Source organism: Pseudomonas sp. MLB6B (assembly GCF_054508135.1).
In genome coordinates, this window is record NZ_CP199313.1 from 4,199,320 (window position 1) to 4,223,902 (window position 24,583).

Here is a 24,583-nt window from a genome sequence, read left to right on the forward strand (position 1 = left end):
ACTACGAACGCGCATAGGCCGGCTCAGGATTTATGGCGAAACAGCTGCACCAGGGTGGCAGGGTCGTGATCCAGATGGCCCTTGCCGCCATGCAGCCGCATCAGTTGCGCCGCCAAGCCGCTCACTGGCGTCGCCGAACCCTGCTCGTGGGAAAGCTTCACCGCGCCGTCCAAATCCTTGAGCAAAGTTCGCACGTGCCACTTGACCGGCGTGAAGCGGTTTTCGGCCATTTGCGGCGCCAGGATCTGCAGAGGTCTGGAATCGGCGAAGCCACCGGCCAAGGCTTGCGCGAGCAAGCGCACATCCACCCCTGAACGCTCGGCCAGGGCCACGGCTTCGGCAATCACCAGCGCATTGCAGGCCACGATCATCTGGTTGCAGGCCTTGGTCACCTGCCCTGCCCCCACCCCACCCATGTGCGTGACGCGCTCGCCTAGCGTCAGCAAAACGTCGCGTACCTGCCGCAACGGTTCGGCTTCCCCCCCTACCATGACCGCCAGGGTGCCGGCCTGGGCGCCTTGCACACCGCCCGACACAGGGGCGTCGACCCAGGCCATGGCGCAGGTGGCAGCAAGTTCTGCGGCCATCTCATGGGTCGACGTCGGCTCCACACTCGAAAGGTCTACCAGCACTTGATGGGCGCGCCCAGCCGAAGCGATGCCTTGCGCGCCGAACACCACCTCGCGCACAGCCGCCACGTCCGCCAGGCAGGTGAGGACGATGTCAGCTTCCTGGCACAACTGCGCGGGAGTACCGGCAAGACGAGCGCCGGCCGCCAGCAACGCATCGCACTTGCGAGGGTTGCGGTTCCATACCGACAACGGGTAACCCGCCGCCAATAGACGCTTGCACATGGGCAGCCCCATCAGGCCGATGCCTGCAAAGCCCAATGAAGGTAGTGCGGTAGTCATGGATCCTCCCTTTGAGATGATTCGCAAGTTATTACGCCCTGCGTAAGTTGTTACCTCAGTGTGCAAACCGGCTACTCATTGTTACCAACCTGCACCCCTGCCATTACCAGGGTTGCCCTGAAATGGCGCCAAGCGCAAAGTCGTCGCACCAAAACAAATCACTTGTTGTTACGAGTCTTTTCCTGGATCAGCACAAAAGGCGATACCACCACTGCCCATATCTCTGGATCGCGGGTTTGCAGGCTGAGCGCCACCTCATTCGACACAGCCGAGACAGTGCCATCAGAACGCCATTTCGCTACGTGTTCGCTGTGGTTTTGCGCCATCGCGGCAGCGACTTCGATCAGATCGAGCTCAGGCGCGACCCAAATCAGGTCACCTTTGGCCCAGAAGCGTTCCAAAGCTTTCCATTCGATAATTGCTGTCTCGCCGAGCAATTTGGCATAGAGGGTGCTTGTGTGATCGGTCATGGGGCCCTTGCATTGAAAATGGCTGATAAAAAAGGCCGCTATTTTTGCAGAAAACCCTAGTTTCAAACACGTAATTGATCGATTGGCCTCGAACGCGTATGTGCACCGGGCAATCGATGAAGCCCAATGGCGCGTTTATATATCTTTGTATCGATCACGCGACACCCCCTGAATTGGAAGCGCTGTGCCGGCTTTTCAAGCGCTCGAACAGCGCTCTACACTGTACCGGTACAGTTCCGGAGCATGTTCCAGGGGAAGCAAGGCTTGCAGTGGCAGTCTCGCACCGCAATCCTCGCGCCGGTCTGTAGCCCTGGCCGCCAGGACTATAAAAATTACAACAGGATGAGTGGAGCACTATGATCAAGATTTCCAAGCTGTTCGCTGCAATGGTACTGGCCGGTGTCGCCAGCCATTCCTTCGCTGCCGATACCATCAAGATCGGTATCGCCGGGCCCAAGACCGGCCCTGTCACTCAATACGGCGACATGCAGTTCGTAGGCGCCAAGCAGGCCATCAAGGACATCAACGCCAAGGGCGGCATCGATGGCAAGCTGCTCGAAGCTAAGGAATACGACGACGCGTGCGATCCCAAGCAGGCCGTGGCCGTCGCCAACAAAGTGGTCAACGATGGCGTCAAGTTCGTGGTCGGCCACCTGTGCTCCAGCTCCACCCAACCCGCTTCGGACATCTACGAAGACGAAGGCGTCATCATGATCACGCCTGCGGCCACCAGCCCGGAAATCACCAGCCGCGGCTACAAGATGATCTTCCGCACCATCGGCCTGGACAGCGCCCAGGGCCCAGCGGCCGGCAACTACATCGCCGACCACGTCAAGCCAAAAGTCGTCGCGGTTCTGCACGACAAGCAGCAGTACGGTGAGGGCATCGCCACTGCGGTCAAGCAGACCCTGGAAAGCAAAGGCACCAAGGTCGCCGTGTTCGAAGGCCTCAACGCCGGCGACAAGGACTTCTCTTCGGTCATCCAGAAGCTCAAGCAGAACAACGTCGACTTCGTCTACTACGGTGGCTACCACCCAGAATTGGGCCTGATCCTGCGTCAGGCTCAGGAAAAGGGCTTGAAAGCCAAGTTCATGGGCCCTGAAGGCGTGGGCAACGATTCCATCTCGCAGATCGCCCAGAACGCCTCGGAAGGCCTGCTGGTCACCCTGCCGAAATCCTTCGATGCCGACCCAGAGAACAAGGCCATCGTCGATGCCATCAAGGCCGACAACAAAGATCCTAGCGGTCCGTTCGTCTTCCCGTCCTACTCGGCAGTGGAAGTCATCGCCGAAGGTATCAAGCAAGCCGGCAGCGCCGACACCGACAAAGTGGCCGCAGCCATCCACAAGGGCACCTTCAAGACGCCGACCGGCGAATTGTCCTTCGACGACAAGGGCGACCTGAAAGACTTCAAGTTCGTGGTCTACGAATGGCACTTCGGCAAGCCCAAAACCGAAGTCTCCCCTCAGTAACGGTCCGATCACTGGTTGACCTACAAGCCCACTGTGCGAGCAGTGGGCTTTGTTTTACGAGGTTCATGGGCCGATTGCCGCGATCCGGCAACCCCCCACCTGAAAATCTTAAAACCGTCACCCGCGGTTCCCTGGCCAAGCCCGTCTTCGTCGCCCAGGCCACGAAGCGTGCCGGGTTATCCCCCGCCAGCGAATGCACGTCAGGTTTTTAGGAGCGCTTCAATGCCCGAGCTCTATCACTTCTTCCAACAACTGGTTAACGGATTGACCATCGGCAGCACCTACGCCCTGATCGCCATCGGCTACACGATGGTGTACGGCATCATCGGCATGATCAACTTCGCCCACGGCGAGGTGTACATGATCGGTTCCTATGTGGCCTTCATCGCCCTCGCGGGTCTGGCCATGATGGGCATCGACTCGTTGCCGATCCTGATGACCGTAGCGTTCGTGGCAACCATTTTCGTCACCAGTGCCTACGGCTACAGCATCGAGCGGGTGGCCTATCGACCGCTGCGCAACAGCAATCGCCTGATTCCACTGATTTCCGCCATCGGCATGTCGATCTTCCTGCAGAACACCGTGTTGCTGTCGCAGGACTCCAAGGACAAATCCATCCCCAACCTGATTCCGGGAAGCTTCTCCTTCGGCCCGGGCGGCGCAGAGGAGGTTCTGGTGTCGTACATGCAGATCCTGGTGTTCGTCGTCACCCTGGTGGCCATGACCCTGCTGACCCTGTTCATCTCGCGCTCACGCCTGGGCCGCGCCTGCCGCGCCTGCGCCGAAGACCTGAAGATGGCCAATTTGCTGGGCATCAACACCAACAACATCATCGCCCTGACCTTCGTCATCGGCGCCGCGCTGGCCGCGGTCGCGGCAGTGCTGCTGAGCATGCAATACGGCGTGATCAACCCCAACGCGGGCTTCCTGGTCGGGCTCAAGGCATTCACCGCCGCCGTGCTGGGCGGCATCGGCAGCATCCCGGGCGCCATGCTCGGCGGGCTGGTGCTCGGGGTGGCCGAAGCCTTCGGCGCCGACATTTTCGGTGACCAGTACAAAGACGTCGTGGCGTTCGGCCTGCTGGTCCTCGTCCTGCTGTTCCGGCCGACCGGCATCCTAGGCCGTCCGGAGGTTGAGAAAGTATGAACAAAAATCTTAAACAGGCGCTGTTCAGCGCCGTGCTGGTCTGGGCGGTGGCGTTTCCGGTGCTGGGGCTGAAGCTGAGCATCGACGGCATCCACCTGGTGGTGCACAGCCAAGGCGAGTTCACCCTGACGGTGATCGCCGTCTGCTCGGTGCTGATGTTCCTGCGCGTACTGTTCGACCGGCAATGGAGCGCGACCCTCGGCCAACGCTCCGGACGCACCCTGGTACCCGCCTCGGTCAGTAACTTCCTGACCCTGCCCAAGACGCAACGCTGGATCATCCTCGGGCTGGTCGTGGCGGCGCTGGCCTGGCCGTTCTTCGGCTCGCGCGGGGCGGTGGACATCGCCACCCTGATCCTGATCTACGTGATGCTGGGCCTGGGCCTGAACATCGTGGTGGGCCTGGCCGGGCTTTTGGACCTGGGCTACGTGGGCTTCTACGCCGTCGGCGCCTACAGCTACGCGATGCTCTCGCACTACCTTGGTTGGGGCTTCTGGATCTGCCTGCCGATCGCCGGCCTGATGGCCGCGACCTTCGGTTTCCTGCTGGGCTTCCCGGTGCTGCGCCTGCGCGGCGACTACCTGGCCATCGTGACCTTGGGCTTCGGCGAGATCATCCGACTGTTCCTGCGTAACCTCACCGACTGGACCGGCGGGCCGAACGGCATTAGCAACATCGAAAAACCGACCTTCTTCGGTCTGACGTTCGAGCGCCGCGCCGCCGAAGGCATGCAGACGTTCCATGAGTATTTCGGCTTGCCGTACAACTCGATGAACAAAGTCATCTTCCTCTACTTGGTCGCCCTGGTGCTGGCGCTGGTGGCGTTGTTCGTCATCAACCGGTTGCTGCGCATGCCCATCGGCCGCGCCTGGGAAGCGCTGCGCGAAGACGAGATCGCCTGCCGCGCCCTGGGTCTGAACCCGACCATCATCAAGCTCTCGGCCTTCACCCTGGGCGCGACCTTCGCAGGTTTCGCCGGCAGCTTCTTCGCCGCACGCCAAGGGCTGGTGACGCCGGAATCCTTCACCTTCATCGAATCGGCGATCATCCTCGCCATCGTGGTGCTGGGCGGCATGGGCTCGCAACTGGGCGTGATCCTCGCGGCCATCGTGATGATCCTGCTGCCCGAGCTGATGCGCGAGTTCAGCGAGTACCGGATGCTGATGTTCGGCGCCATGATGGTGCTGATGATGATCTGGCGCCCGCAAGGCCTGCTGCCAATGCAACGTCCCCACATGGAGCTGCGTCGATGAGCCGCGAAATTCTGAAGGTCAGCGGCCTGAGCATGCGCTTTGGCGGCTTGTTGGCGGTCAACGGCGTGGCCTTGACCGTAAAGGAAAAACAGGTAGTGGCGCTGATCGGCCCGAACGGGGCCGGCAAGACCACCGTCTTCAACTGCCTGACGGGCTTCTACAAGCCCAGCGGCGGCAGCATCCTGCTCGACGGCCAGCCGATCCAGGGCTTACCCGGCCATCTCATCGCCCGCAAGGGCGTGGTGCGCACGTTTCAGAACGTGCGCCTGTTCAAGGAGATGACCGCCCTGGAAAACCTGCTGATCGCCCAGCACCGTCACCTGAACACCAACTTCTTCGCCGGCCTGTTCAAAACTCCAGGTTTTCGCCGCAGCGAAAAAGAGGCCATGGAGCGCGCGGCCTATTGGCTGGACAAGGTCAACCTGACCGAATTCGCCAACCGCACCGCCGGCACCCTCGCCTACGGTCAGCAACGCCGTCTGGAAATCGCCCGCTGCATGATGACCCAGCCGCGCATCATCATGCTCGACGAGCCTGCTGCGGGCTTGAACCCGAAGGAAACCGAAGACCTCAAGGCGCTGATCGGTTATCTGCGCGAATCCCATAACCTGACCGTGCTGCTGATCGAGCACGACATGAAACTGGTGATGAGCATTTCCGACCACATCGTGGTGATCAACCAGGGCACGCCCCTGGCCGACGGCACGCCCGAAGCGATTCGCGACAATCCTGACGTGATCAAGGCCTACCTGGGGGAGGCGTAAATGCTCAAGTTCGAAAACGTTTCCACCTTCTATGGCAAGATTCAGGCGCTGCACAGCGTCAATGTCGAGATCAACCAAGGCGAAATTGTCACCCTGATCGGCGCCAACGGCGCAGGTAAGTCGACCTTGCTGATGACGTTGTGCGGGTCGCCTCAAGCCCACAGCGGCAGCATCAAGTACCTAGGAGAAGAGCTGGTGGGCCAGCCCTCCTCGCTGATCATGCGCAAGAGCATCGCCGTGGTGCCCGAGGGCCGCCGCGTGTTCGCCCGCCTGACGGTGGAAGAGAACCTGGCCATGGGCGGTTTCTTCACCAACAAGGGCGACTACCAGGAGCAGCTCGACAAGGTGCTGCACCTGTTCCCGAGGCTCAAGGAGCGCTACGTGCAACGCGGCGGCACAATGTCGGGTGGCGAACAGCAGATGCTCGCCATCGGCCGGGCGTTGATGAGCAAGCCCAAGCTGCTGCTGCTCGACGAACCCTCCTTGGGCTTGGCGCCGATCATCATCCAGCAGATCTTCGACATCATCGAACAATTGCGCCGCGACGGCGTGACGGTGTTCCTGGTCGAGCAGAACGCCAACCAGGCGCTGAAAGTGGCCGATCGCGCCTATGTGCTGGAGAACGGCCATGTGGTGATGCAAGGCACGGGCGAGGCGCTGCTGGTGGATCCGAAAGTGCGCGACGCGTACCTGGGCGGGTGAACCAAGGGCCTTCGGGCCCTTTTTTCTGCCCACTTTTTTGCCATGAATCCAGCGCCCCTTGAGCTCGACGTTCTGGCTGGGTAACGTGCCCCTCTTTTTCGCCATAACGCTGGAGCAACCCATGCGCGCCACTTCCACGCTGTTACTCGCTGCATTGCTGCCGCTGTTCGCCGGCTGCCAGCTGCTGGCCGAACCTCCAAGCGACCCGAACGTCGGCGGTATCCGCCTGCAGGGCGAGCTGAGCGCCAGCAACGGCAAGCTGCTGTTCCAGCCTTGTAACGAGGGCCGTCGCTTCGTCGTCAACGACGCTGGCAACACCGGCCTGTTGCAGGAAGCCGACAACTTGGCGGCAGACGCCAAGACCCGCTTGTTCGCCGACCTGCGCGGTCGCCTGGGCGGCAGCCGCCAGGTCGACAGCCAAGGGCAGTTCGACGTGCAGCGCCTGTACCGCCTGGAGCCTGCGAGCGATGGCTGCCTGGACCCGAACTTCAAGCAGTTGAGCCTGCGTGCCGAGGGCCACTCCCCCGAGTGGAACGTCAAGGCCAGCGGCCGCGGCATGATCGTCGAACGCGCGGGCAAAGAGCCGCTGCCCTTGCCGTTCCTGGAAGAAGAAATTCCCGGCGGCGGCCTGAGCCTGACCAGCGAGGCCAATGGTCAGCATGTAGAGCTGTGGGCTGCCCCGCAGCGCTGCGTCGACCCTTCCACCGGCGCCATTCGCCACCTGCGCACCGAGCTGCGCATCGACGGCCAGACCTTGCAGGGCTGCGGTTACTTCGGCGGTGCGCGGGACAACTGATCGGATGAATGCGTTTACGCTGCCAGCGATGGCAGCGAAACCCTTATACTCCGCCGTTTGTTTAGAGCCGCCGGCCATCCCGGGCCGGGAAAGTGGACCTTGTCATGCTACGAATCAACGAACTGAAGCTGCCCCTGGATCATCCCGATGAAGCGCTGCGCGAAGCGATCCTGCAGCGCCTCGGCATTGCCGATGAACAACTGCTCAGCTTCACACTGTTCAAGCGCAGCTACGATGCGCGCAAGAAGAACAGCGAGCTGCTGTTCATCTACACCATCGACCTGGAGACCAGCAACGAAGCCGAGCTGCTGCGCAGGTTCGAGGACGACCGCAACGTCGGCCCAGCGCCGGACATGACCTACAAGTACGTCGGCCATGCGCCCAGCGAGCTCGAGGAGCGCCCCTTGGTCGTGGGCTTCGGGCCTTGCGGCATTTTCGCTGCGCTGCTGCTGGCGCAGATGGGCTTCAAACCCATCGTGCTGGAGCGTGGCAAGGAAGTGCGGCAACGTACAAAGGACACCTGGGGCCTATGGCGCAAGAGCGAACTCAACCCCGAGTCCAACGTGCAGTTCGGCGAAGGCGGTGCGGGCACGTTCTCCGACGGCAAGCTGTACAGTCAGATCAAAGACCCCTTGCACCACGGCCGCAAGGTCCTGGAAGAGTTCGTCAAGGCCGGCGCGCCGGACGAGATTCTCTACATCAACAAGCCGCACATCGGCACCTTTCGCCTGACCGGTATGGTCGAAACCATGCGCCAGGAAATCATCGCTCTGGGCGGTGAGGTACGTTTCGAGCAAAAAGTCAGCGATCTGCTGGTCGATGGCGATCAGCTGACGGGCGTGGTGTTGGAGAACGGTGAGCAACTGCTGTCGCGGCACGTGGTTCTGGCCTTGGGCCACAGTGCCCGCGACACCTTCCGCATGCTGCACGCCAAAGGTGTGTTCATGGAGGCCAAGCCGTTCTCCGTGGGCTTTCGTATCGAGCACCCGCAGACGCTCATCGACAAGGCACGCCTGGGCAAGTATGCCGGCCACCCGAAACTGGGCGCTGCGGACTACAAACTGGTGTACCACGCCAAGAACGGCCGCTCGGTCTACAGCTTCTGCATGTGCCCTGGCGGTACCGTGGTGGCTGCGACGAGCGAGCCAGGACGGGTCGTCACCAATGGCATGAGCCAGTACTCGCGTAACGAGCGCAACGCCAACTCGGGCCTGGTGGTCGGTATCGATCCAGAGCGTGACTATCCAGGCGGACCGTTGGCCGGCATCGAGTTGCAGGAACGCCTCGAAACCCTGGCCTATGAGATGGGCGGTCGTAACTATCAAGCACCGGCACAGTTGGTCGGGGACTTCATCGCAGGCCGGCCGTCGACGGCATTGGGCAGTGTCGAGCCGTCCTACAAACCTGGCGTGACCCTGGGCGACTTGGCCACGAGCCTGCCGGCCTTCGCCATCGAAGCGATCCGTGAGGCGTTACCGGCCTTCGAGCGACAGATCAAGGGCTATAGCCTGCACGACGCGGTATTGACTGGCCTGGAAACGCGGACCTCTTCACCGCTGCGCATCACCCGCGGTCTGGACTTCCAGAGCGTCAACCTCAAGGGCCTGTTCCCGGCTGGTGAAGGGGCCGGTTATGCGGGGGGCATTCTTTCGGCAGGGGTCGACGGTATTCGCATCGCCGAGGCGGTGGCCACTGCAATGCTCGGTGCGCACCAGGTTTGATCCCGCTCGCCTGAATAGCTTGCACTGCGTAGATCGAAACTATAAAAAAACCCGACAGGCCGGGCCCGTCGGGTTTTTTTTTTGCCAATACGATCAGTGGGAGACGCGGCTGGTGCCATCGACCGTCATGATGCGCACGCGCTCGCCGACGCGGAACACTTCGTTCTGCTGCACCTGCTGTACATAGGAGCGCATGCTGCCGTCGTCTTCGCGTACGGTGATCTCGACGCCTTGGGTACGGGTCAGACCCTCTTCGGCGGCCGAGCCGGCCAGGCCACCTGCGACCGCACCGATCACAGCCGCCACCAGGCTGCCACGACCGCCACCGATGGCGCTGCCCGCCACCCCGCCGACCACGGCGCCCGCGCCGCCGCCGATCGGCGTTTTGGTGCCCTCGATCTTCACCGGACGCAGGGATTCGATGGTGCCCAGGCGTACGGTCTGCACGCGGCGGGCTTCGTCACGGGAGTAGCTGTCGCCGGTCAGGTTGGAAGTACAGCCTCCGAGCAACAGCGACGCGGTAGTGAAGGTCGCTACCAGCAAAGCGGATTTACGCATGGGTGGAATCTCCGTTGGTAAGGTGTTCATTAGACGCCGCGCGGTGACGGCTGTCACGGTGGCGGCGAAGAAAAAAGCATGTCATTCAGCCTGCGGACAGCTTGCACCGTTCACGACATGAATGCCTTATGGAGATGTGACAGAAAGGGGGCGCCGATTGTTGCATTGTGTGTGCAGCAACGGCGCCAGTCGGCTCAGGGCGCTAGACGCTCGCGTTGCCAATGCCCATGGTCGAGACGGTAGTTCAGCCGGTCGTGCAGCCGGCTGGGGCGTCCCTGCCAGAACTCGATGCGATCAGGCACCAGGCGGTAACCTCCCCAGTGCTCGGGGCAATGGGGCTGGGTGTCGGAAAAGCGCGCTTCGGTTGCCTTGACCAAGGCTTGCAACGCTTCACGATCAGCGATCACCTGGCTCTGTGGCGAGGCCCAGGCGCCCAGGCGGCTGCCCAAAGGGCGAACCTGGTAGTAGGCGTCCGACTCTTGCGCCGAGACTTTTTCGACCCGCCCCTCGATCCGCACCTGACGCTCCAGCGCCGGCCAGAAGAAGGTCATGGCGGCGAAAGGCCGCGCAGCCAGTTGCTGGCCTTTTGCGCTGTCGTAGTTGGTGAAGAAGGTGAAGCCGCGGTCGTCCAGCCCCTTGAGCAGCAACACCCGGCAATGCGGGCGACCGTCGGCGTCGACCGTGGCCAGGGTCATGGCGTTGGCTTCGACCGGCGCCTGCTCGGTCTGCACGGCGTCGGCGAACCATTGTTCAAAAAGGCTGAAGGGCTCGCCAGGAGCTTGGTCCTCGACCAAGCCATCCCGGGTGTAGTCACGGCGCATGTCGGCCAGAGACGAAGTCATTCCAGCGTTCCTCGCCGATCAATTGGTCTTGGTGTTGGCCGCGACGCGCTTGTCATCGCTCTTGCTTTTGGCCGCAGCTTTGGCGGGCGCGGTTTTCTTGGCAGCGGGCTTGGCCGACGCCTTGGCCTTGGCTACAGGCTTTTTCGCAGCCGGTTTGGCCGCAGCTTTGGTAGCCGGTTTGGCTTTGGCCGGCGCCTTGGCAGCAGGCGCAGCGACGGCGACCGGTTTGACGTCTTGCGCAGCGACCATGGCCGCTGGCGACGGCGCTGGGGTCTGGTACTTGGCCAACAGCGCCAGCATGGTGTTCTGCGGAGTCAGCAGCAGCTCGACGCGGCGGTTGAGGGCGCGGCCTTGCGGGCTGTCGTTGGCCGCACGCGGCATCACCGAGCCCATGCCTTTGAGGTTCAGGCGGTCACGCTGCAAGCCGCTGAGGCGGAAGATCGCCGACACCGAAGCCGCACGCTCCAGGCTCAGGCGTTGGTTGGCCACGGCAGCGCCAGTGCTGTCGGCATGGCCCAGAACCAGTACGGCGGTCTTGGGGTCGCCCTCGACCACCTTGGCTACGCGGGTGATCGGTGCCAGCGTGATCGGCAGCAGCATGTTCGGGCGATCGGGGTTGTACGAGCCATCGACGGGAATGGTCACGGCGAGCACATCGTCGCGGCGCTCCAGTTGGAACGTGCTGTCTTTGAGCGCTTCGCGCAACTTGGGCTCGTATTGGTCGAGCCAGGCCTGGGTGGCTTTCTGGTCGATCTTCGGCACCGCTGCCACGGGCGCCTGGTCCTGTTTGCCCTCGCCGCCGAACGGCCACCACCAGCGGTTGCCCGAACCGCTCTTGCTGGCCGCCTTGGCATCGGCCTGAGCGACTTTTTCGGTGACGGCGTCCTTCACATCCTTGTCGGCGACCTGGTCCGAGCCGAACGGCCACCAGCTACGGCCGCTGTCGCTCGAGGCATTCTGTTGCGAGTGCTGAGCGCAGCCAGTCATGGCCAGGCACAGGGCGAGAGCTAAGGTTTTATGTGAGGACATCAGCGATACACCATGAATTGAAAAGGAATTTTGCCAGCGCACATCAAGCAGTGGCCCTCAGAATAGTCAAAGCATTCGAGCAATACCGAACTACCCGATCAAAGGCATGTCCGCAGCACCTGCACCAGGCGCTGGGCCCTTGGGTCCATCAATACGTAGGGGCCCAAGGTGTTGGTGACGAAGCCGAAGGCCACATCGTATTCGGGGTCAGCGAAGCCCACCGAGCCGCCCGCGCCCGGATGTCCGAAGGCACGCGCGCCCAACCCGAACGTAGCGTTGTCGACCTGCGGCTGGTCGAGCATGCAGCCCAGCCCGAAGCGCGTCCGGGTCAGCAACGTGCGGTCTTCGCCCAGGCTGTGCTCGCGGGTGAGTTCGTCGAGCAGTTCGGATTCGAGCAGGTTGCCGTCCAGCAAGCCAGCGTAGAACCCTGCAAGGCTGCGCGCATTGCCGTGGCCGTTGGCGGCCGGCTGCTGCATGCGCCGCCACTCGGGTTTGTTGGTGCTGGTCAGGATCGCCGGCGGGTTGGTGAAGGCGCGGGTCGAGAGCGCTTCCGGCTCGCGCAAGGTGACCTGCAACAAGCGCTGGGCCGCTGCATCCCCGGCATTGCCTTTGCCACGGCCGATGTGCGCCACGCGGTGGAACTCCTCGTCGGCCAGGCCGACATGGAAATCGAGGCCCAGCGGTTTGGCGGTGCGAGCGACGATCGACTCACCTGGGCCACGACCGTCGACCCGGCGAATCAACTCGCCGATCAACCAGCCATAGGTGATGGCGGCGTAGCCATGCTCGGTGCCGGGCGTCCACCAAGGTCGTTCGGCGGCCAAGGCATCGGTCATCGCCTGCCAGTCGTATAGCGCCTCGGCCGGCAGCAATTGGCGAATGGCCGGCAGACCAGCGCGGTGGCTGAGCAGCTGGCGCAGGGTCACCCCTTCTTTACCGGCTTGGGCGAACTCGGGCCAGTAGCGCGCTACCGGTACATCGAGCGCCAGCTTGCCCTCGCCCACCAGCTGCAGCGCGGTGACGGCGGTGAAGGTTTTGGTGCAGGAAAACAGGTTGGCGATGGTGTCGCTGTGCCAGGCCTGCTGCCCGTCGCGGTCGGCGGTACCGGCCCATAGGTCCACTACAGTCTCGCCACCGACCTGCACGCACAACGCCGCGCCGCGCTCCTGGGGATGGTCGAAGACGGCGGCGAAGGCCTCGCGCAGCGCTTCGAATTGCAGTTCGTAATGCCCCTGGATCTGCACGGCCTGGTTCTCCCGACGGGTTGGAAAAAGGCGTGCATTGTTTCAGCACTCGAAGCGTTTGCATACAGGCCATCGGCAACGAATGCAGGACAACGTCGATGCCCCGTCCTTGAACCTGACGAAGGTCAAGGCACGGGCGCGGCCAGGCGCTTGGCCAGTTGTTGATCCAGCAGCAGATTGCGCTTACGCACCGTCTCGACGAAACCGCTCCACGCCACGTCGGTGATCGCGACCAGGCCCAGATGGCCGTTCTCGCCATCGAGCAGACGCCCACTGGCGGGCTGGTCGAGGTACTGGAACCAGTGCGCGCCGACGATCGTCGGCTGTTCCAGAGCAGCATCGAGGAAGGTGGCATAGGCAGCGCCGCGATCCTCCTCGCGCGCCAGCTCCAATGGCCCCGGCCAGAACGGGCCACGGTCGCGCGAGCCGAACTGGAATTCCGAAACCAGCAGCGGCTTGTCCAGCTCGGCCAACTGCGCGAAGTCGTAACCGTCCTGGGGTTTGAGGGTATAGAAGTTGAAACTCAACACGTCGCAGAACTCGGCACAGGCCTTGACCGCCTCGGGCGAAGTGACGCCATAGCGGCCGCCCAGCAGCAGGTGGTTGGGCGCATGCCATTTCAGAGCATCGGAAATGGTCTTGAAGTAGGTCTGAGCGAAGACATCCTGGAAATGCTGGTAGTCGCGCTCGATTTCCGGATGCTCGGATGTTGGCAATGGCGCCTCGAAGCCTGGATCTTCCATCAGTTCCCAGGCTTGCAGGTCGATGCCCCAGGCCTTGGACAGCCCCTGCTGGTTGCGGTACTTGTCGCGCAACTGCTTGAGGAACGCGCGCTTGGCCGGCACATCGGTGGTCAGGCGTAAAGTGCCGAAGGCCAGGCCATAGCGGGCCTTTGCATCAGCGCCAGGCGCGGCCCAGGCCAGTTCGTTATCGGCGAAATAGCCGATCAGCCAGGGATCGTCGCGGTGGTCGCGGGCGGCGATGGCTACCGCGCGCTCGGTGGCCATGGCGAAACGCGGGTCGAACGGATCGGGCATGCGCCCCCACCAGTCCATGCCCGTGCTGATGCTGGCGTAGTCGCCCACGATGGCCAGCGGCAGGGTATAGGGCATACGCTGGGCCTGGCCTAGGGCCGGATCGCTCCAGTTGCCCAAGGTATTGAAACCCCAGGCCAGCAAGCGGTCGATGGCCTGGGTTTGCCACAGCTCGGCAGCTACCTTCGGTGCCGGACAATCGCTGCCCGGCTGGCCTTCGACCGGCGCGGGACAAGGCGCCGCGTGGCTGCGGTGGAGGTTGGCCGCGTAGAAATCGTACCAACGGCCTTGCTTGAACCCGCGCCCTTGCGAAGAAGCATTGCCGTCATCGTTGTTGCCTTGCCCGTAGAACGCGGCGAGTGGCTCGCCGTCGGCCGGCAGGGTTTTGAACATGCCTTCGCGCCCGGCGACGTAGGTGCGCCCACCGTCGGCGGCCACGGCGTTGACGCCCAGTGAGAAGAAGCCGTGGCCATCAGGCGTCACCAGGTACCAGCGTCCATCGCGCTTTTCGGTGCGGAAAAAGCCGCTGGCCTCGAACGCGGGGCCTGCCAGTACGCCGCCATAGGGGTCGAGCTGGCGCCCCTCGCGTTCGGCCAGCCAGCCCTTGAGCTGCTGCCGTTCGCGCTGCGCCGCACCTTTGAGTTGTTCGTCGGTGGCGATCTTGTCCGGCCAGTTGGCGCGGGTCGACTGGCCATAGGCGTCGATCAGCTCGGCATAGGCGGCGCTGTAGGCCTGGTCGTCGTCCTGCAGGCCGACCTTTTCGATCAGCAGGCTTTGCGCGACGTTAGGCTTGGGAATGCTCAGGCTGACCGAGCTGACCTGTTTGAGGTCGACCGCGCCCACACTGCTGGTGAACAACAGCCGCTGGCCTTGATGGTTCCACGGCATCGGCGGCCCGGCACGCATGCCCTGGCCAAGCGGAGAGCGTGCGGTCAGGGGCACCAGCACCGTTTGCGCCGGCCCCGAAGGCAAGTCGACACGACTGGTCAGGCGCTGGCCGTCGCGGCTCTCGACCACCACGTCCACGCTCAAGGCCCAATCCATGCCGCTTTGCAGACGCAGGGTAAGGAACTGCCCGCTCGACCAGTCCCAGCTGCCGCTCTGCGGCGCGAGCTGCAAGGTCGGGCGCTCGGCCGGGTTGAACACCACCCGCCTCAGCACTTCGCCCTGGGCGGTCTGCTCGGCGTTGTACTGCGGCAAGGCCGTGTCCTGCGTCAGCACATTGATGACCGAGGTCGGCCGAACGAAGCTGAACACCGCCTGCTGCCCGGCCCACAGGGGCGAGGCGAACATCAGGGCAAGCACGGCAGGCAGGCTGCGAGGGATCATGGGGCGGTGTCACTCCTTGTAGAAACCGGCCCTTGTAGAGCCATAGGGCTCGCGACCGAATGGAAGGCGATGGGCCGACGCATTTTGCGCCGGCGGTCAGCCGATTTCCCGCCGGAACGGCGGCAGTGCGTTGAGGATAGCCTTGCCGTAGCGCTGCGTGACCAGACGCCGGTCGAGCAAGGTGATGACGCCACGGTCCTGCTCGGTGCGCAGCAACCGGCCACAGGCCTGGATCAGGCGCAACGAGGCATCAGGCACGGCGATTTCCATGAACGGGTTGCCGCCGCGGGCTTCGATCCACTCGGCCAGCGCCGCTTCGACCGGATCGTCCGGCACGGCGAAGGGAATCTTGGCGATGACCACGTGCTCGCAATAGGCGCCCGGCAAGTCGACGCCTTCGGCGAAGCTGGCCAGGCCGAACAGCACGCTATGCTGCCCATCGTCGACGCGCGCCTTGTGCTTGTTCAGGGTTTCCTGCTTGGACAGGTTGCCCTGGATCAGCACCAGCTTGCGCCAGTCGCGGTCCAGGCCGTCGAACACGTCCTGCATCTGCTTGCGCGAAGAGAACAGCACGAGCGCGCCGCGCGCGTCTTCGACGATGCCCGGCAAGTCGCGGATGATGGCCGCGGTGTGCGCCGTGGCGTCGCGCGGGTCGGCGCGCAAGTCGGGCACGCGCAGCACGCCGGCGTCGCCGTGCACGAACGGGCTGGGCACTACGCAGGTCATGGCGTCACGCGGCAGGCCCGAGCGCATGCGGAAGCGGTCGAACTTGCCCAATGCCGTCAAGGTGGCCGAGGTGACCAGGGCGCCGTAGGCCACGTTCCACAGATTGCGGCGCAGCATTTCGGCGGCGAGGATGGGGCTGGCATTGACCTCGATGTCGAACTGCGCACCGCTGTCGGCCAGCGACAGCCAACGCGCCATGGGCGGGCTGTCTTCGGGATCTTCGGCGGTGAAGGCGGTCCACAGTTCCCAGTTGCCCTGGGCGCGGGTCAGCAGGCTGCCGAACAGCGGGTACCATTCCTCGGCCTGGTGGCTAGGGATACCGATGCTGACTTCGGCGTCCATGCCCTCCTTGAGCAGGTCGGCGAGGCGGGTGAACAAATCGTTGAGCCGGGCGAAGCCTTTCTTCAGTTCGATGCCGGCCTCGCGGATGGCTTCGGGCACCACGCCACCCTCGAAGCGATAACGCGGGCGCTCGCGCCCTTCGTTGTCTTCGCTGGGGCGGAAATCGGCGACCTGCTCGCACAGGGTGAACATGAACTGCTGTTGGGTACGGATTTCCCGCGCCAGCTCCGGCACCTGTTCGATCCATTTGCCCAGGTCGCCCGGCAGGGCTTGTTGGGCCAGCAGCTTGGTCAGGTTCTTGGCCGTCTGTTCCAGCCAATCGGCGGTGGAGCGCAGGCGCGAGAAGTGGGCGAAATGGCCGATGGCCTTGTCAGGCAGGTGGTGGCCTTCGTCGAACACGTACATCGTGTCGCGCGGGTCGGGCAGCACGGCGCCGCCGCCCAGGGCCAAGTCAGCCAGGACCATGTCGTGGTTGGTGACGATGACGTCGACCTTGCCCATGCCTTCGCGCGCCTTGTAGAACACGCACTGCTGGAAGTTGGGGCAATGGCGGCCGGTGCACTGGCTGTGGTCGGTGGTCAGGCGCGCCCAGTCCTGGTCCTCGAGGGTTTCCGGCCAGCTGTCGCGGTCGCCGTCCCAGCGGTTGCCGGCCAGCTTCTCGATCATGCTGCTGAACAGCTTCTGGCTGCGCTCGTCGACCTCGATGTGGAAGCCTTCCTCCTCGAACAACTGCGCGGTGGCCGACTGCGCCTGACCCTCCTGCAGGAGGATGTCGAGCTTGGACAGGCACAGGTAGCGGCCGCGCCCTTTGGCCAGGGCGAAGCTGAAGTTCAGGCCGCTGTTGCGCATCAGGTCGGGCAGGTCCTTGAAGACGATCTGCTCTTGCAGGGCGACCGTGGCGGTGGCGACCACCAGCCGCTTGCCCGCGGCCTTGGCAGCGGGAATGGCAGCCAGGCTGTAGGCCACGGTCTTGCCGGTACCGGTACCGGCCTCGACCGCGACCACGGCCGGGTCGCCGCTACGCCGGCCTTCTTCGTCCACCGCGATGTCGCCGAGCACCTTGGCGACCTCGGCGATCATCAAGCGCTGGCCATAGCGCGGCTTGAGGCTCTTGGCTTCGAGGAAACGCGAATAGGCGCCTTGGATGGTGGCTTTGAGTTCGTTGCTGATCATGGTCTGCGTGCCCGAGGGCTGGATATATTTTCAGTGCTTTACACGGGCCGGGTACTATACCCGGCAATTGTCCGTTACGCCCCATGGAGATCCACATGCTTGCCCTTGCCCTGCCCTACACACTGCATGTGCTTGCCGCGCTGATCTGGGTCGGCGGCATGTTCTTCGCCTGGCTGGTGCTGCGCCCGGCGCTGGCTGCGGCCCTGGACGGGCCGAGCCGGCTGAAGACCTGGGGGGAAGTTTTCCCACGCTTCTTCGGATGGGTCTGGGTGGCGATAGCGACCTTGGCGATCAGCGGTGTGGCCATGATCCATCAGCGCTTCTCCGGTTTCGAAACGGCGCCGCGCTATGTGCAGTGGATGATCGGCGGGGGCATCGTGATGGTGGCGTTGTTCCTGCGCGTGCAGGCACTGCTGCTACCGCAACTGCACACCGCAGTGCAGAAAGAAGACTGGGCCGAAGGTGCGCGCGTCATGGTCTCGATCCGACGGATGGTGGGCTGCAATCTGCTGCTCGGGCTGGCAGTGGTGGCCCTGGCCAGTGCGCGCTGGAGCCTGTGACTGAGCACTCGGCCAAAGGGCTGCCCGGTCTAGGGTCGGGACAAGGGCCGTGGAATGGACATGACGTGAAAGATGCCGGTCAAGAGGATTTGCAAACGGTCGAACCAAGGGTGGCTGCGCTCGCGCAGGCTGCCATTGAAGGCGAGCGTTTCCAGCACGTGTAGGCCGAACAGCAGCACGCCGGCAGCCTTGATCAACAACGCGAACGGCATGGCCTGGGGCAGCAACTGGTTGAACAGCACCACGCCCCAGAACAGCACGGTCAGTGCTTTACCCAGCATCAATACGGCTTTCATCCCGTTCTCCTCGATGGCTCCCGATGGATGCCCAGCATGCCGCAGATCGTCATGCAGCACGATCCTGGTCATCGCCCGGCTCGAAGGGAGACCCGCGCACCTTCAGGTGGTACGCGGGCACAGCCCACTCAACGCTCGATCTTGATTTCCGTGCGGCGGTTCATGGCACGGCCTTCGGCCGTGGCGTTGTCGGCCACCGGCTGGCTTTCCCCGGCACCGCTCACCGAGACGAAGCTTGCGCGAGGCACGCCGCTACTGATCAGGTAATCGGTCACCGAGTGGGCGCGGCGGTCGGACAGCTTCTGGTTATAGCCATCGGCGCCGACACTGTCGGTGTGCCCGGTCACGCTCAAGCGAGCGCTGGCCGCTTCCTGCTTGAGGCGGGTGGCGATGGTGTTGAGACGATCCTTGTCGGCGGCGGTCAGGCGCGCCGAATCGAACTCGAAATGCACGTCGCGGATCACGATGACTTCCTCTTTCTCGACCACCACGACTTCTTCGACCACCGGCGGCGGCGCTGGCGGTTGCAGCGGGCAGCCCGTGGCGTCGACCTGCACCCCGCGCGGCGTCCCTGGGCATTTGTCGCGGCTGTCGGGCACGCCGTCGCCGTCTTCATCGCCGTCGCCATGAGCCCAGCAGTAGCCGGCCGCCAGGCCGCCACCGAGCAGCGCGCCCCAACCAGTCCAACTGGAACTCTCGATGGCGCCGAGGGCGGCACCGCCTACGCCACCCACTGCGGCGCACTTGGGCCAATCGGTTTTCTGCAGGCCGGCGCAACCGGTCAACAGACCGGAAAGCAGCACCAGAGGTAACGCCGTACGGACTATGCTCATGCGAGGCTTCTCCCAGGGATAGGGCCGGCCTAGTGGCCGGCTCACCGCAGTAAAGACCCTGTCTTGCGGTACTGCCAGCGTTACGCCAGCATTGCACCCGGCGGTCTCTATGCCCACGGCCCGCAGAGGGCTAGTCTTGAGCGTCACAACGAGGAGCGGCAATGACCACGAGTTTTTCCGAACGCACCCCGCAACAAGCCCTGGCGGCCCTGCTCGACAGGGTGCGCCCGCAGCGCCTGCTCCTGGTCGGTAGCCAGTTCCCCGCGTTGGCGGCATTCACCGAGGCGCACCCGCAGTGCGTCTTCGATGTCGCCGCACCAGGCTCCCTGCCCGCCGCCATGGCCGGCCAGCGCTACGACTTGGCGATCCTGGTCGAATGCCTGGAACACCTGCCCAAGCGCTGCGGCTTGGAACTGCTCGGTGGCATCCGCAATCTGAACGCCAGCAAAGTCGCAGTGCTGGCCGACCTGCAGGCCTGCGGCTGGCAGGACACCGACTTTTTCGCCCTGGCCCTGTCGGCCAGCGAGCGGTTCCGCCGCGACCAGCAACAGCTGTGTCTGTTCACCTATGATCTACGCGACTACAAGCAGGTCCCGGACTGGCTCAACGCCCGGTTCTGGGCCAACCCGGAAAATTTTGGCAAGTATTGGTGGTGAATTCATGAGCGTTTCGGTCTGCCCTTGCGGCAGTGGCAACCTACTCGACGCCTGTTGCGGCCATTGGCATGCCGGCACGCCGGCGCCCGACGCCCAGGCCTTGATGCGCTCGCGCTACAGCGCCTACGTGCTGGGCCTGATCGATTACCTGCACGACACCACCCTGCCTGCCCAACACGCAGGTCTCGACCGCGCCGCGATCGCTGCGTGGAGCGCCCAGAGCACGTGGCTGGGGCTGGAGGTGCACGACGTGGAAGTGCTCGGCGGCCAACCAGAGCATGCGTTCGTCACCTTCACCGCACGCTGGCACGATGCCGAAGGCGATCATCAGCACCGCGAACGCTCGGCCTTCGTGCAACACGGGGGGCGCTGGTACTTCATCGACCCCACCGTGGCGCTCAAGGCCGGCCGCAACGACCCTTGCCCGTGCGCCAGCGGGCAGAAATTCAAGAAATGCTGCGCCAGCTACCTGGCAGGATGACCCATGACCCTTTCAAGCCGTCTGCTGGTTCTGAGTACGTTGCTAGGCCTGCTGACCGGCTGCGTGAGCTGGGGCGGCAACGAATGGCGCCAGCCGCAGGTGCACCTGGTGAAGGTGAAGACGGTCAAGGCCAGCCTGCATCAACAGGAATTCATCCTGCGCCTGCGGGTCGACAACCCCAACGACAGCCGCCTGTTCATCCGCAGCATCGACTATACCGTCATGCTCAACGACATCCCGCTGGTGGTCGACCAGGCCAGCCTCTGGCGCAGCGTGGCAGGCGAGGATTCGCGCAGTTTCAACATCACCGTACGCACCAACCTGTGGCGGCACATGAAACCCCTGGCGAAGCTGATCCGCAGCAAGCAGCCGCTCGCCTATCGGCTCAAGGCCGACCTGCATACCGGCCTGTTCTGGTTCACGGACCTGCATGTCTCGCGCAGTGGTGAGATACTGCACGGCGATTTTCTACCGGAGTGACCCGCAATGACCCAACAACCCCACGTTCATGGCCCCGACTGCAACCATGGTCACGATCATCATGACCACGACCACGACCGCGACCACGACCACGGCCATGTCCATGGCCCGCACTGCAACCACGGCCATCAGGAGCCGGTGCGCAACGCCCTCAAGGACGTAGGCCGCAACGACCCCTGCCCATGCGGCAGCGAGAAGAAATACAAGAAGTGCCACGGCGCCTGATCGGCGTTCTGGTCTTTGAGGTCGCTGGGCTCAGTCCAGCGGCCACTCCACGGGCGGTAGCGCCTCGTAGCTGGGCTTGGCGAACAGGTAACCCTGGAACAGCGAGATCCCCAGCCCTTTCAGCACTTTATATTCGTCGAGTTGCTCGACGCCTTCGGCGATCAGGCGAATGTTCAGCTTCTGGCAAATGCCGACGATGCCTTCGACGATGGTGAAACGCGTCGAGTCCTGGTGAATGTTGCGTATCAGCTCCATGTCGAGCTTGACGATGTCCGGCTGGAATTCGGCCAACAGCCCCAGCCCCGCATAACCGGCGCCGAAATCGTCGATGGCAGTCTTGAACCCTTGCCGCTGGTATTCGAGCAGGATGTTCTTCAAGTGGGCGCGATCGGTGAGCTGCTCGCCTTCGGTGACTTCGAACAGAATGCGCTGGGTGGGAAAGCCGACCCGACGCGCCGCTTCGAGCGTGGCGCGGATGCACGCCGCCGGCTGGTACACCGCATTGGGCAGGAAGTTGATGCTCAGATAGCCTTGCAACTGCAACTTGGCGGCCAGTTCCACCGCCTTGATCCGGCAGGTCTGGTCAAAGGTGTAGCGGTTTTGTTCGTTGACCTGTCGCAGGATGCTGTAGGCGCCGCTGCCGTCGGTACCCCGCACCAATGCCTCGTAACCGAACACACGCCGCTCGTCGACATCGACGATCGGCTGGAACGCCATGCTGAAATCGAATGGCAGGGGCGCTTGATCGGCGCACCGGCTGCAGCCGACCGGCCGGGGTGAGTCGGTAGGGGTGGATGGACGTGTCATGCTCTGTACCTCAGATGGCCTATTGCCGTCATGCTTCGACGCGCTTAATGCCCACAGGTTCTACGCCTGGCCGAATCATCTCCATGACTTTGCGGGCCATATCGCATGCTACTGTCCGCAAAGCCCGGCAGCACCGCTTGTCCGGCCTCGTCTGAGGGCGCAAAAAAGCCCGCGCCGCCGCTTGCTTACCGGACAGCCCGTCACTAACGTAGCGCCTCTCATAAACCACCCTCGCCTTGCAGGAGCCCCCGCCATGGCCGCCGCCGCCTTCGCGCCCTTTCGCCCACGCCTCAGCGCCGTCGCCGCGCTGCTCGGCACGCTTGGCCTGGCCGGCTGCCAGATGGCCGCACAACCGAGCAACGTGCCGCCCAGCGTCGGTGTGCAGCCGCTGAAGGGCCTGGCCCAGGGCGCCTCGGTGCGCCGCAACGAGATGGGCGCACCACTGATCGAGAGCGGTAACTTCCACGATGCGCTGTTCAGCCTCGGCTACGTGCAGGGCGTGGACCGCATCGAACAGATGGTCACCCTGCGCTTGCTGGCCCAAGGTCGCTTGGCCGAATTGGTCGGTGCCGATGCCTTGGACATCGACCGCCTCATGCGTGCGGCGAACCTGCGCCAGACCGCTGCCCAGCAATACGCCGATGCTTCCCCGCGCCTGCAGCGTTTCTTCGAGGTCTATGCCCGGGGCGTGAACGCCTACCTGTACCGCTACCGCGATGCCCTACCCGCAGGCCTGGCGCGCAACGGCTACCGCATCGAGTACTGGAAGCCTGAAGACTCGGCGCTGATCTTCAGCCTTTATGCCTTCACCCAATCGGTGAACCTGCACGAGGAGCTGTCAGCCGTGACCTTGGCCCAGTACGTCGGCAACGACAAGCTGGCCTGGCTGTTGCCGGTGGCCGCTGACGAGCCCTTGGCCGAGGCCGAAGTCGACAAGCTCAAGGGCCTGGACCTCGCCCGCCAGCTACCGGGCTTGGCTGCCGTGGCCGCCGCCGCCAAACGCCTGGCCGATGCGCAACTGCTGGGTACCCCAGGCTCGACCAACCTTGCCCTCGGTCCGCAACGCAGTCGCAGCGGCAACAGCCTGCTGGCCAGTGACAGTCGCGCCGCCTGGGCGCTGAGCCCGGTGCAACTGCAGACCGGCAAGTACCAGGTCGCAGGCCTTGCCCTGCCGGGCTTGCCGCTGGTGCTGGCCGGTTACAACGGCAAGCTGGCCTGGAGCAGCAGCGCAGTGCTGGCCGATGACCAGGACTTGTACCTGGAGCAGGTCCGCCGCCAGGGCGATCGCCTGACTTATCTCGCCGACGGCAAATGGCTGGCGGCGCGGGCGCGCACCGAAACCTTCCTGGTCAAAGGGCAACGCCCGGTGCGCGAGGTGCAATACGAAACCCGCCACGGCGTCCTGCTCGGCCAACCAGGCAACGGTGGCCTAGCGCTGGCGCTGCACCTGCCTTCGCTCAACGGCGATCGTAGCCTCGATGCACTGTTCGACCTGACCCGCGCCACGTCGGTGGAAAAAGCCTTCGACAGCACTCGCGAGATCGGCGCCGCCGCGCTCAACTTCGTCTTCGCCGAACCACAGCACATCGGCTGGCAGGTCAGCGGTCGCTACCCGAACCGCCGCGAAGGCCAGGGCTTGCTGCCCTCGCCCGGCTGGGACGCGCGCTACGACTGGGACGGCTACGCCGACCCGATGCTGCACCCCTACGATCAAGACCCGGCCAGCGGCTGGATCGGTCACGCCAACGAGCGCAGCCAGCCCAAGGGCTACGGCATGCAACTGTCGAGCAGCTGGTATTACCCGGAGCGCGCCGAGCGCCTGGCGCAGCTGGCCGGCAACGGTCGGCACGACAGTCGCAGCCTGATGGCGCTGCTCAACGATCAGGTCACGCCCATGGCCGACAAACTCAAACGCATGCTCCAAGCACCTGGCATGGCGCAGCCGCTGAAGCAGGCCATCGACGCCCTGCCGGCCGCTGAGCGCGACCAGGCCCGCGAAGCGCTGGCGCGACTCCTGGCCTTCGACGGCCGACTCAGTGCCGGCTCGGCGGATGCCGCGCTGTATGAGCTGTTCCTCCACGCAGTGGCGCGGCAGACCTTCCTCGACGAGCTTGGCCCCGAATCGGGCGCGGCCTGGCAGGCCTTCGTCGGCAATGCGCGGCTGTCGTATTCGGCCCAGGCCGACCACCTGCTGGGCCGTGACGACAGCCCATTCTGGGATGACCGCAGCACCGCACAGCGCGAAGATAAGCCAACCATCCTGGCTCGCAGCCTGGCCGCCGCTGTACGCGACGGTATCCAGCGCCTGGGCGCCGACCGCCGCGCCTGGCAATGGGGGGCGCTGCACCAGTACCGCTGGCCCGCCCCGGCTTTGCCCGGTGCGACCGAGGGGCCAGAACGCCCGTCCATGGCCACTGGCGGTGACTTCAGCACCCTGGCGCTGACGCCCTACGCCTGGGGCAGCGACTTCGACACGGCGCTGCCGGCCTCGGCACGCATGCTGGTCGACTTCGGTCAGGCCGAGCCGCTGCAACTGCTGACCAGCACCGGTGCCTCCGAGGCCTTCGCCGGCAAAGGCCTCGACGCCTGGTTCAAGGGCCGCTACATGACCCTGCCCATGCAGCCTCAGCATTTCGATCGCGCCTACGGCAAGCAGCGCCTGTCGCTGGTGCCCGGCAAGTAGGCGCCCGATTCGGTCGAACTTCCATCACGGCGGCGCGCTCCCAACAGGAA

Annotated in this window: 24 protein-coding genes; 13 read left to right on the forward strand and 11 right to left on the reverse strand. The window is 64.0% G+C overall.

Translation table 11 applies throughout. From position 1 onward, the window contains the following. Window positions 1-23 precede the first annotated feature (23 nt). Window positions 24-911, reverse strand: coding sequence for an NAD(P)-dependent oxidoreductase (locus tag ACSMEV_RS18565; RefSeq protein ID WP_459206443.1), 888 nt, complete (start codon window positions 909-911; stop codon window positions 24-26). A 158-nt stretch (window positions 912-1,069) separates the two neighbouring features. Then, window positions 1,070-1,381 (reverse strand): DUF2288 domain-containing protein, encoded by a 312-nt coding sequence (locus ACSMEV_RS18570; protein WP_459206444.1) that lies wholly within the window; start codon window positions 1,379-1,381, stop codon window positions 1,070-1,072. Window positions 1,382-1,737: 356 nt separating this feature from the next. Here ACSMEV_RS18570 and ACSMEV_RS18575 point away from each other — a divergent pair, with 356 nt between their 5' ends. The 7 genes from ACSMEV_RS18575 to ACSMEV_RS18605 all read left to right on the forward strand — a co-directional run bounded on the left by ACSMEV_RS18575 (window position 1,738) and on the right by ACSMEV_RS18605 (window position 9,235). Beyond that, window positions 1,738-2,853: a branched-chain amino acid ABC transporter substrate-binding protein gene (locus ACSMEV_RS18575; RefSeq protein WP_459206445.1), complete on the forward strand. Its 1,116-nt coding sequence runs from the start codon at window positions 1,738-1,740 to the stop codon at window positions 2,851-2,853. Window positions 2,854-3,075: 222 nt separating this feature from the next. Then, on the forward strand, window positions 3,076-3,999 hold the full coding sequence (gene livH, locus ACSMEV_RS18580; RefSeq protein ID WP_296263568.1) for a high-affinity branched-chain amino acid ABC transporter permease LivH: 924 nt from the start codon (window positions 3,076-3,078) through the stop codon (window positions 3,997-3,999). Then, complete coding sequence (locus ACSMEV_RS18585; RefSeq protein ID WP_296263567.1) at window positions 3,996-5,252, forward strand: high-affinity branched-chain amino acid ABC transporter permease LivM; 1,257 nt, start codon at window positions 3,996-3,998, stop codon at window positions 5,250-5,252. Before livH ends, ACSMEV_RS18585 begins: the two co-directional genes overlap by 4 nt. Continuing rightward, a complete protein-coding gene (gene livG / locus ACSMEV_RS18590; protein WP_314488508.1) occupies window positions 5,249-6,016 on the forward strand; it encodes a high-affinity branched-chain amino acid ABC transporter ATP-binding protein LivG in 768 nt (255 codons plus the stop codon). Before ACSMEV_RS18585 ends, livG begins: the two co-directional genes overlap by 4 nt. Then, the gene (locus ACSMEV_RS18595) at window positions 6,017-6,718 is read left to right on the forward strand and encodes an ABC transporter ATP-binding protein (RefSeq protein ID WP_296263562.1); all 702 of its coding nucleotides are present in this window, start codon (window positions 6,017-6,019) and stop codon (window positions 6,716-6,718) included. 121 nt (window positions 6,719-6,839) lie between these two features. Next, window positions 6,840-7,514, forward strand: coding sequence for a COG3650 family protein (locus ACSMEV_RS18600; RefSeq protein WP_459206446.1), 675 nt, complete (start codon window positions 6,840-6,842; stop codon window positions 7,512-7,514). A gap of 104 nt (window positions 7,515-7,618) precedes the next feature. Beyond that, window positions 7,619-9,235: an NAD(P)/FAD-dependent oxidoreductase gene (locus tag ACSMEV_RS18605; RefSeq protein WP_459206447.1), complete on the forward strand. Its 1,617-nt coding sequence runs from the start codon at window positions 7,619-7,621 to the stop codon at window positions 9,233-9,235. 93 nt (window positions 9,236-9,328) lie between these two features. Here ACSMEV_RS18605 and ACSMEV_RS18610 read toward each other — a convergent pair whose 3' ends face one another. The 6 genes from ACSMEV_RS18610 to dinG form a co-directional block, all read right to left on the reverse strand. Next, entirely contained in the window at window positions 9,329-9,793 is a 465-nt protein-coding gene (locus tag ACSMEV_RS18610; protein ID WP_313740828.1) for an outer membrane lipoprotein, read from the reverse strand. A 194-nt stretch (window positions 9,794-9,987) separates the two neighbouring features. After that, entirely contained in the window at window positions 9,988-10,635 is a 648-nt protein-coding gene (gene pdxH, locus ACSMEV_RS18615) for a pyridoxamine 5'-phosphate oxidase (RefSeq protein ID WP_459206448.1), read from the reverse strand. Window positions 10,636-10,653: 18 nt separating this feature from the next. After that, window positions 10,654-11,664, reverse strand: a complete 1,011-nt coding sequence (locus ACSMEV_RS18620) for an OmpA family protein (protein ID WP_459206449.1) — start codon at window positions 11,662-11,664, stop codon at window positions 10,654-10,656. A gap of 98 nt (window positions 11,665-11,762) precedes the next feature. After that, window positions 11,763-12,908 carry a serine hydrolase domain-containing protein gene (locus ACSMEV_RS18625; RefSeq protein WP_459206450.1) on the reverse strand — a complete coding sequence of 382 codons (1,146 nt, stop codon included), beginning with the start codon at window positions 12,906-12,908 and terminating at the stop codon, window positions 11,763-11,765. 125 nt (window positions 12,909-13,033) lie between these two features. Continuing rightward, window positions 13,034-15,271, reverse strand: coding sequence for a beta-galactosidase (locus tag ACSMEV_RS18630; RefSeq protein ID WP_459206451.1), 2,238 nt, complete (start codon window positions 15,269-15,271; stop codon window positions 13,034-13,036). 96 nt (window positions 15,272-15,367) lie between these two features. After that, on the reverse strand, window positions 15,368-17,512 hold the full coding sequence (dinG, locus tag ACSMEV_RS18635; protein ID WP_314488490.1) for an ATP-dependent DNA helicase DinG: 2,145 nt from the start codon (window positions 17,510-17,512) through the stop codon (window positions 15,368-15,370). Window positions 17,513-17,607: 95 nt separating this feature from the next. On the opposite strand from dinG, the gene ACSMEV_RS18640 reads away from it, so the two are divergent. Then, window positions 17,608-18,072, forward strand: coding sequence for a CopD family protein (locus ACSMEV_RS18640; protein WP_459206452.1), 465 nt, complete (start codon window positions 17,608-17,610; stop codon window positions 18,070-18,072). A gap of 29 nt (window positions 18,073-18,101) precedes the next feature. Here ACSMEV_RS18640 and ACSMEV_RS18645 read toward each other — a convergent pair whose 3' ends face one another. Next, window positions 18,102-18,368 (reverse strand): DUF1145 domain-containing protein, encoded by a 267-nt coding sequence (locus tag ACSMEV_RS18645; protein WP_459206453.1) that lies wholly within the window; start codon window positions 18,366-18,368, stop codon window positions 18,102-18,104. A gap of 128 nt (window positions 18,369-18,496) precedes the next feature. Then, complete coding sequence (locus tag ACSMEV_RS18650; protein ID WP_459206454.1) at window positions 18,497-19,201, reverse strand: OmpA family protein; 705 nt, start codon at window positions 19,199-19,201, stop codon at window positions 18,497-18,499. A 161-nt stretch (window positions 19,202-19,362) separates the two neighbouring features. On the opposite strand from ACSMEV_RS18650, the gene ACSMEV_RS18655 reads away from it, so the two are divergent. Genes ACSMEV_RS18655 through ACSMEV_RS18670 form a run of 4 tightly spaced genes read left to right on the forward strand, consistent with a single transcriptional unit; the run spans window position 19,363 to window position 21,043 of the window. Continuing rightward, window positions 19,363-19,857: a DUF6231 family protein gene (locus ACSMEV_RS18655; RefSeq protein WP_459206455.1), complete on the forward strand. Its 495-nt coding sequence runs from the start codon at window positions 19,363-19,365 to the stop codon at window positions 19,855-19,857. Between the two features lie 4 nt (window positions 19,858-19,861). Then, window positions 19,862-20,338, forward strand: coding sequence for a YchJ family protein (locus ACSMEV_RS18660; protein ID WP_459206456.1), 477 nt, complete (start codon window positions 19,862-19,864; stop codon window positions 20,336-20,338). Window positions 20,339-20,341: 3 nt separating this feature from the next. Beyond that, window positions 20,342-20,818, forward strand: a complete 477-nt coding sequence (locus ACSMEV_RS18665; RefSeq protein ID WP_459206457.1) for an LEA/WHy family protein — start codon at window positions 20,342-20,344, stop codon at window positions 20,816-20,818. Between the two features lie 6 nt (window positions 20,819-20,824). Further along, on the forward strand, window positions 20,825-21,043 hold the full coding sequence (locus ACSMEV_RS18670; RefSeq protein WP_459206458.1) for an SEC-C metal-binding domain-containing protein: 219 nt from the start codon (window positions 20,825-20,827) through the stop codon (window positions 21,041-21,043). A 30-nt stretch (window positions 21,044-21,073) separates the two neighbouring features. Here ACSMEV_RS18670 and ACSMEV_RS18675 read toward each other — a convergent pair whose 3' ends face one another. Beyond that, window positions 21,074-21,850 carry an EAL domain-containing protein gene (locus ACSMEV_RS18675; RefSeq protein ID WP_459206459.1) on the reverse strand — a complete coding sequence of 259 codons (777 nt, stop codon included), beginning with the start codon at window positions 21,848-21,850 and terminating at the stop codon, window positions 21,074-21,076. A 253-nt stretch (window positions 21,851-22,103) separates the two neighbouring features. Here ACSMEV_RS18675 and ACSMEV_RS18680 point away from each other — a divergent pair, with 253 nt between their 5' ends. After that, window positions 22,104-24,533 carry a penicillin acylase family protein gene (locus tag ACSMEV_RS18680; RefSeq protein WP_459206460.1) on the forward strand — a complete coding sequence of 810 codons (2,430 nt, stop codon included), beginning with the start codon at window positions 22,104-22,106 and terminating at the stop codon, window positions 24,531-24,533. Window positions 24,534-24,583 lie beyond the last annotated feature (50 nt).